The sequence below is a fragment of the Streptomyces capoamus genome (assembly GCF_014654935.1).
Classification (GTDB): Bacteria; Actinomycetota; Actinomycetes; order Streptomycetales; family Streptomycetaceae; genus Streptomyces; species Streptomyces capoamus.
The window spans coordinates 5,222-12,319 of sequence record NZ_BNBF01000024.1 but is presented as its reverse complement, the minus strand read 5'-3'; the positions used below and the strand labels follow the sequence as shown (position 1 = coordinate 12,319).

General features: G+C 75.0%; 8 protein-coding genes. 5 read left to right on the top strand and 3 right to left on the bottom strand.

Going from position 1 to position 7,098, the window contains the following annotated elements; translation table 11 throughout:
- The coding region (locus tag IE312_RS30275; RefSeq protein ID WP_229900610.1) for an acyl-CoA dehydrogenase family protein at positions 1-1,142 on the top strand (1,142 nt) is incomplete at its 5' end.
- Positions 1,142-1,666 (top strand): nitroreductase family deazaflavin-dependent oxidoreductase, encoded by a 525-nt coding sequence (locus tag IE312_RS30270; protein WP_189985464.1) that lies wholly within the window; start codon positions 1,142-1,144, stop codon positions 1,664-1,666. The genes IE312_RS30275 and IE312_RS30270, both read left to right, overlap by 1 nt.
- 10 nt (positions 1,667-1,676) lie before the next feature.
- Here IE312_RS30270 and IE312_RS30265 read toward each other — a convergent pair whose 3' ends face one another.
- Positions 1,677-2,060, bottom strand: a complete 384-nt coding sequence (locus IE312_RS30265; RefSeq protein ID WP_189985463.1) for a VOC family protein — start codon at positions 2,058-2,060, stop codon at positions 1,677-1,679.
- Positions 2,061-2,129: 69 nt separating this feature from the next.
- Positions 2,130-2,747: a LysE family translocator gene (locus IE312_RS30260; protein WP_189985462.1), complete on the bottom strand. Its 618-nt coding sequence runs from the start codon at positions 2,745-2,747 to the stop codon at positions 2,130-2,132.
- Positions 2,748-2,829: 82 nt separating this feature from the next.
- Here IE312_RS30260 and IE312_RS30255 point away from each other — a divergent pair, with 82 nt between their 5' ends.
- Entirely contained in the window at positions 2,830-3,282 is a 453-nt protein-coding gene (locus tag IE312_RS30255) for an Lrp/AsnC family transcriptional regulator (RefSeq protein WP_030341781.1), read from the top strand.
- Positions 3,283-3,353: 71 nt separating this feature from the next.
- Here IE312_RS30255 and IE312_RS30250 read toward each other — a convergent pair whose 3' ends face one another.
- Positions 3,354-3,989: a TetR family transcriptional regulator gene (locus tag IE312_RS30250; protein WP_189985532.1), complete on the bottom strand. Its 636-nt coding sequence runs from the start codon at positions 3,987-3,989 to the stop codon at positions 3,354-3,356.
- 134 nt (positions 3,990-4,123) lie between these two features.
- Here IE312_RS30250 and kbpA point away from each other — a divergent pair, with 134 nt between their 5' ends.
- Positions 4,124-4,858, top strand: a complete 735-nt coding sequence (gene kbpA / locus IE312_RS30245; RefSeq protein WP_189985461.1) for an AfsK-binding protein KbpA — start codon at positions 4,124-4,126, stop codon at positions 4,856-4,858.
- A gap of 179 nt (positions 4,859-5,037) precedes the next feature.
- Positions 5,038-7,098 (top strand): serine/threonine-protein kinase (gene afsK / locus IE312_RS30240; protein WP_229900609.1); only part of this gene is annotated, 2,061 nt, incomplete at its 3' end.

Genomic DNA, 7,098 nt, shown 5'->3' with positions numbered 1-7,098 from the left:
CCCTGCGCGAGGTGCTGCGCACCCGCTGCGGCCCGGCGGAACTGCGGGCCGCCGCCGACACCCCCGACGGGCACGACCCCCGGCTGTGGCCGGCCCTCGCCGGCCGGCTCGGCCTGCCCGGCCTCGCCCTCCCCGAGCGGTACGGCGGCGCCGGCTGCACCGTCACCGAGCTGGCCCTCGCCTGCGAGGAGACCGGACGCGCCCTGGCCCCCTCCCCGCTGCTCGCCACCTCCGTGCTCACCGCCCCGCTGGTCCTCGCCCTCGGCACCGAGGCCCAGCGCACCGGGCTGCTGCCGCGCATCGCCGCCGGCACGCTCACCGCCGCCCTCGCCGTCCCCGGGCCCGCGCTCACCACCGCCCTCGGCCTGACCGGCGCGAACGCCGGGTTCAGCGCGGGCGGCGGCCGGGCCGGCGGGGTCCAGGCCCGCCGCGCGGAGGACGGCTGGCGGCTGTACGGCGAGGTCGCACAGGTACTGGACGGGCACAGCGCGGGGCTGCTGCTGGTCGCCGCGCACACCGGGGGGTTCGCCCGGTCCCGGACCCTGCTGTTCCTCGTGGCCGGGGACGAACCGGGGCTGGTACGGGCCCGGCAGTCCGCGCTGGACGCCACCCGGCCCCAGGGGCGCGTGCACCTGCGGGACGTGCGCGCCGAGGTGCTGGGCCCGCCGGACGCGGACGTGCTGCCCGCCCTCGCCGGTACCGGGGACGCGGCCGCCGCCGTACTCGCCGCCGAGGCCGTGGGAGCGGCCGGCCGGGTCCTGGAGCGGACCGTGGAGTACGCCGGACAGCGGATCCAGTTCGGCCGGCCCATCGGCTCCTTCCAGGCCGTGAAGCACCGGCTGGCCGACGTCCACGTGGCCGTACAGGCGGCCCGGTCGGCCGCGTACTACGCCGCCTGGGCGGCCGGACGCGGCGAAGGGGCCGGTGCCCTGGCACTCGCGCAGGCGCTGGAGGCACTGCGGTGCGCCGCCGCCGAGGGCATCCAGCTGCACGGCGGGATCGGCTTCACCTGGGAGCACGACGCCCACCTGTACTTCAAGCGGGCGGCCGGCGACGAGCTGCTGTTCGGCCCGGTGCACCGGCTGCGCGACCGGGCCGCCGAGACGGCCGGGCTGTTCACGGGCGGGGAGGTGGCCGTCTGATGGGCGCGGCCGGAGCGGTACGTGCGAAGGGCGCCGCCGCGGTGCTGCGGTGCGTGCAGAGGGTCTCCGCCACCCGGGCGTTCGCCGGGGTCGCCCCGCACGTGGTCCCCGCCCTCGACCGGGCCGTGCACCGGCTCACCCGGGGCCGGGTGCTGCCGAGCGCCCGGCTGCTGCCCGGCGTGGTCCTCACCTCCACCGGAGCCCGCAGCGGCCGGCCCCGCCGGACCCCGCTGGCCTGCATGCCGGAGCCGGACGGCGGCGGCTGGATCCTGGTCGGCTCCAACTTCGGACGCCCCGGCCATCCCGCCTGGACCCACAACCTCCTCGCCCACCCGCACGCCTCCATCAGCCGGCGGGGCGAGGACATCCCCGTCACGGCCCGCCTCCTCACCGGCGGCGAACGAGCCGCCGTCTGGCGGGAACTGCTGGCGTTCTGGCCGCCGTACGCCGTGTACCAGGAGCGGGTGGAACGGGAGATCCGGGTCTTCCGGCTGACCCGCGCGCCCCGCGGTCCCCGGCTCTAGGGCACCCGGCTCACAGCGGCTGCAGCCGGCTGCGCAGGAGGCAGAAGACGTTGCCCTCCGGGTCGGCCAGGACGTGCCAGCTCTCGGCGCCGGTCTGGCCGACGTCGGCGGGCCTGGCGCCGAGCGCGAGCAGCCGCTCCAGCTCGGCGTCCTGGTCCCGGTCGGTGGCGTTGACGTCGAGGTGCAGGGGGAGCTTCCCGGGCCGCGGATCGCTGCCGGGGCTGAGGACGAGGACGGGCTGCGGGCCGCCGAAACCGGCGCCGGGCGGCCCGATCGCGATGCTTCCGTCCGCCTCCCGTTCGAGTTCGACGTAACCGAGGACTTCGCTCCAGAACGCGGCGAGCCGGTCGGGGTCGGCGCAGTCGAGGACCAGCTCACTGATGCGGCATGCCATGACCGCGAGTCTACGGAGCCGCCTGCGTCAACGCCCTCGTATCCGGGCGGCCGTTGGAGCTCGCCCGGCTCAGAGCGTCGCCAGCCGTTCCGCCAGCAGCAGCGCGCCGATGCCGAGCATGGCCGCGCCCGAGGTGCGGGTCACCGCGCGGGCCGCCGCCGGGCGGGCCGTGAGCAGGACGCGGGCGAGGGCGCCGACGGTCAGGTAGACGGCCGCGCAGCACGCCATGTGCAGCAGGCCGAGGACCGCCATCTGGGCGGGCACGGGGAGGTGGGCGCCGGTGAGGGTGAGGAACTGCGGCAGCACCGACAGGTAGAGCAGCAGACCCTTGGGGTTCAGGCCGCTGATCGTGGCGCCGCGCAGGAAGGGCCGGCCGCCGGGCGCCGCCGCGCTGTCCGCCGCCGGGACGGCCGGGCGGCGCAGGACGCCCCAGCCCAGCCACAGCAGATAGCCGGCGCCCGCCACCGTCAGGGCCGTCAGCAGCCAGGGCGAGCCCGCCACCAGCACCGCCAGGCCCGCCGCCGCCAGGACCGTGTGCAGGGCGTAGCCGCACACCAGGCCCGCCACCGCCCGCGCCGCCGAGCCGCCGCGCAGGGCGGTCGCGATGACGTACGCCCAGTCGGCGCCCGGTACGCACACCAGCAGCAGGTCCACGGCGAGGAAGGAGAGGAGCAGTCCCGAGTTCATGACGGGGACATTAGGCGCGAATGGCCCGAAAGTGTTCCCGAAGTTTGCCCATGATCGCGCATTCTGAGCAAATATCTACTTCATGGACGACGTGGACCGGAAAATCCTTGCCGAGCTGCAACAGGACGGGCGGCTGACCGTGACCGAGCTGGCCGCCCGGGTGCGGCTGAGCGTCTCGCCCTGCCACCGGCGGCTGCGCGAGCTGGAGCGCTCCGGTGCCGTCCAGGGCTACCGCGCGGTGGTGGACCCGGCCGCGCTCGGCCTGAACTTCGAGGCGCTGGTCTTCGTGTCCATGCGCCAGGAGGACCGGGACACGGTCGCGGAGTTCGAGCGGGCGGTCGGCGAGCTGGAGCATGTGCTGGACGCCCAGCGGCTGTTCGGCGAGCCGGACTACCTGCTCCGGGTGGCCACCGCCGACCTGGCCGCCTTCCAGCGGCTCTACGACGAGCGGCTGGCGACCCTGCCGGGGGTGCAGCGGCTGACGTCGACACTGGTGATGAAGCACGTGGTGCGGGACCGACCGCTGCCCGCGTAGCACGGCGGGCGGCAGCTCACCTCGGTGAACCGCCGCCCGCCAGACAGGACTTGGACGCAAGGCGCAAGGCGCTACTTGCTCGGCTTCTTCCCGGTCACGCCCAGGTGCACCAGCAGTGCCAGGTTCGGCTTGAGTTCCGCCTGCTTCACGCCCCAGGAGGTGAAGCCCTTCTGGTGGGCCGCCACCGCCGCGAGCATCGCGACCAGCGAACCGGCCACCGCCGCCGGGTTCACGTCCTTGTCCACCCGGCCCTTGGACTGCAGTTCCGCGATGGCGTCCGCGAGGGAGTTGTTCACCGAGTTCAGGATCTTCATGCGGATCTTGTAGAAGCGTTTGTCACCCTCGGCCGCGCCGAGGTCCACCACCCGCAGGATCGCATCGTTCTTGCGCCAGAACTCCAGGAACCCGTCCACGAGTTCCTGCGCGGTGGCCCAGCCGGACTTGCCGGCCCAGCTGCGCCCCTCCAGCAGTTCGGTCAACCCGGCGCCCTCGGCCGCCATCTGCTCGGCGATCTCCAGGACGGCGCCCTCGACGTCGGGGAAGTACTGGTAGAAGGTCGCGGGCGAAGTGCCCGCCTTCCGGGCGACATCGATGACCTTGACGTCCCGGTAGGGGGAGGAGCTGAGCATCTCGCTGAGGCAGTCGAGCAGCTTCTGCCGGGTCGCCTGCCCACGCCGGCCGGCCACGCGGCCGTCGACGGTACGCACTTGTCCTGTCATGTCGTCAGCTTACCGAGGGGTGATGGGAGCGCGATTCGGCCGACTGCAAATGGGGTGCGCGGGGCTTCGGGGGATGGTGTGCCTGGTCTGCGGGGTGCGCGCCGTGCGGTTACTTTGACGGCATGGCCGAAAACAGGGCATCCGCGAACGAAGAGACATACAGGGAGGGCGTGCCCTGCTGGGTGGACGCCCAGCTGCCCGACGTCGAGGCGGGCAAGCGGTTCTACGGTGAGCTCTTCGGGTGGACCTTCGAGCCGGCGTACGGCTCCTCCGTGTGGGCCCGGCTGGCGGGCGACCCCGTCGCCTCGCTGGCGCCCAAGACCGACGGCCGCATGCCCACCGTCTGGACGGTGTCCTTCGCCGCCTCCGACGCCGGGGCGCTCGGCCGGCGGATCACGGCGGCCGGCGGGCAGGTGGTCATGGCGCCGTACCCGGTCGGCGAACTCGGCGCCGCCGCCCTGGCCGCCGACCCCGAGGGCGCGGTCTTCGGCCTGTGGCAGCCCGGCACCTTCCCCGGCTTCGCCCGGCGGCACGAGCCGGGCACCTTCGTCTGGGTCGAGCTGTACACCCGGGACACCGCCGCCGCCAACGCGTTCTACGGCGGTCTCTTCCACGACGCCCTCTTCGGCACCGGCGCCGAGCCCGACTTCGGCCGCGCGGACGTCACCGACGTCTTCCCGGCCGAGATGCCCCCGCACTTCCTCGTCCACTTCCGGGTCGCGGACCTGGCGGACGCGCTGGGGGCGGTGCAGCGGCTCGGCGGGCGCGTCCAGGCGCCACCCTTCGAGACGTCGTACGGACGAGTGGCCGTCGTCACCGACAATCAAGGGGCGTCGTTCGCACTGCTGCAACGCTGACGGGTCCGCTTTGGTCCAGTACGGCACGAGACACCCAGATTGTCCCAGGGTTCGCAACCAGCCGCCCGGCCAGGAAGAATCGGGGTGCGTGCCGCCATGGCGGTGCGGTGGTGAGACGCTGCACTTCGGTCGCGTACCTATGGAGAGTGGCGCGGCTCGTACGGGGAGGTGGCAGGCAAGTGGTGGATCAGCTGACGCAGCACGATCCGCGGCGGATCGGGCCGTTCGAGGTGCTGGGCCGGCTGGGGGCCGGCGGCATGGGGCTGGTCTATCTCGCGCGCTCGGCGTCCGGCCGGCGCGTGGCGATCAAGACGGTGCGCACCGAGCTGGCCGAGGACCAGCTCTTCCGGGTGCGGTTCACGCGCGAGGTGGAGGCGGCCCGCGCGGTCTCCGGCTTCTACACCGCGGCCGTGGTCGACGCCGACCCGCGCGCCGCCGTGCCGTGGCTGGCCACCGCCTACGTCCCCGCGCCCTCGCTGGAAGAGATAGTGAACGAGTGCGGGCCGCTCCCGGCCCAGGCCGTGCGCTGGCTCGCGGCGGGTGTCGCGGAGGCCCTGCAGTCCATCCACGGCGCCGGGCTGGTCCACCGCGACCTCAAGCCCTCCAACGTGCTCGTGGTCGAGGACGGCCCCCGGGTGATCGACTTCGGCATCGCCTCCGGTGTCTCGAACACCCGCCTGACCATGACCAACGTCGCCGTCGGCACGCCCGCCTACATGTCGCCCGAGCAGGCCAAGGACTCCCGCAGCGTCACCGGCGCCAGTGACGTCTTCTCCCTCGGCTCCATGCTGGTCTTCGCCGCCACCGGCCACCCGCCCTTCCACGGCGCCAACCCGGTCGAGACCGTCTTCATGCTGCTGCGGGAGGGCCCGGACCTCACCGGCCTGCCCGACGAGCTGCGCCCGCTCATCGAGGTCTGCATGCAGATGGAGGCCACCGCCCGCCCCACCCCGGCCGACCTCCAGGCCCAGCTCGCCCCGCACCTGTTCGGCTCCGGCTCCGACGACAGCGGCACCGCCTCCGCCTGGCTGCCCGAGAAGGCGGTCGCCCTCATCGAGTCCCGCCGCGGCGGGCGCCCCGCCGTCAAGCCCGCACCGGCCGCGGCCGGCGGGCCGCGCAGCGGCGGCCGGCAGGCCGCCGTGCCCCCGCCGCCGCCGTACGACCCCCCGGCCCCCGCGCCCGTACCCGTCACGGCCGGCGCCCCCGACACCGGCCCGGTCCGGCTGGCCGGCGCCCCGGTGCCCATCGGCCCCGGCCCCCGGGTCGCCGACGCCCGCGCCGCCGCCGTCAAGGCACCCCCGCCCGAGGCCGGCCTGGTCGCCGGCTGGTCCCGGCCCCGCACCGGCGTGGCCGGCGCCGACCCCGCCGTACCGCCCGTGCCGCCGGCACCCCCGGAGACGGCGAGCGGCTGGCGGCCCTGGCGCTTCCGCATGTCGAACGACCTGTGGGGGACCCCGTCCGTCGACGGCGACCTGGTCTACGTCACCTCCTTCGAGGTGCACGCCCTGGACGTGGGCACGGGCCGCCGCCGCTTCAAGACCCGGGACGTCGCCTGGTCCATGGCGGTCGCGGACGGCCGGATCCACGCATCCGACGGCCCCACCCTGTTCGCCCTGGACGCCCGCGAGGGCACCGACCTGTGGCGGCTGTCCACGGACGCCTGGGTGTACTCCCTCCAGGCCGACCGCGGCACGGTCGTCACCGGCACCCGCGGCGGCGGCGTCCAGGCCTGGGAGGCCGTGGGCGGGCAGAAGCTGTGGGAGATCACCGGCTGCCAGACCGACTTCGAGTCCCCGGAGGCCGGCCCGGCGGTGCACGACGGCACCGTCTACGTCTGGCAGGACGCCCGGCTGCGCGCCCTGGAGGCCCGCACCGGCGAGGAGCGCTGGTCGTACCCCGTCGGCGACGCGGCCGCCTGCGGCGGTGTCCCGGTGCGGCTCACCCCGGCGCCCGACGGGCACGTCTACGTCTCCGCCGGCACCCGCGTACTCGCCGTCGAGGCGGTCAGCGGCCGGGTCCGCTGGCACTTCGAGGCCCCGGCGGTCTTCCTGAGCCCGCCCGCCTTCGCCCCGGGCCCGGCCGTCACCGGCGGCGGTGTCTACCTCGCCGACTACCTCGGCACGGTCTACGCCCTCGACGCCGCCGACGGCCGCGACCGCTGGCGCATCGCCACCGAGGCCCGCGCCTCCGTCGAACCGGTCCTGGTGGCCGCCGGGCACGTGCACGTCGGCAGCGGCAAG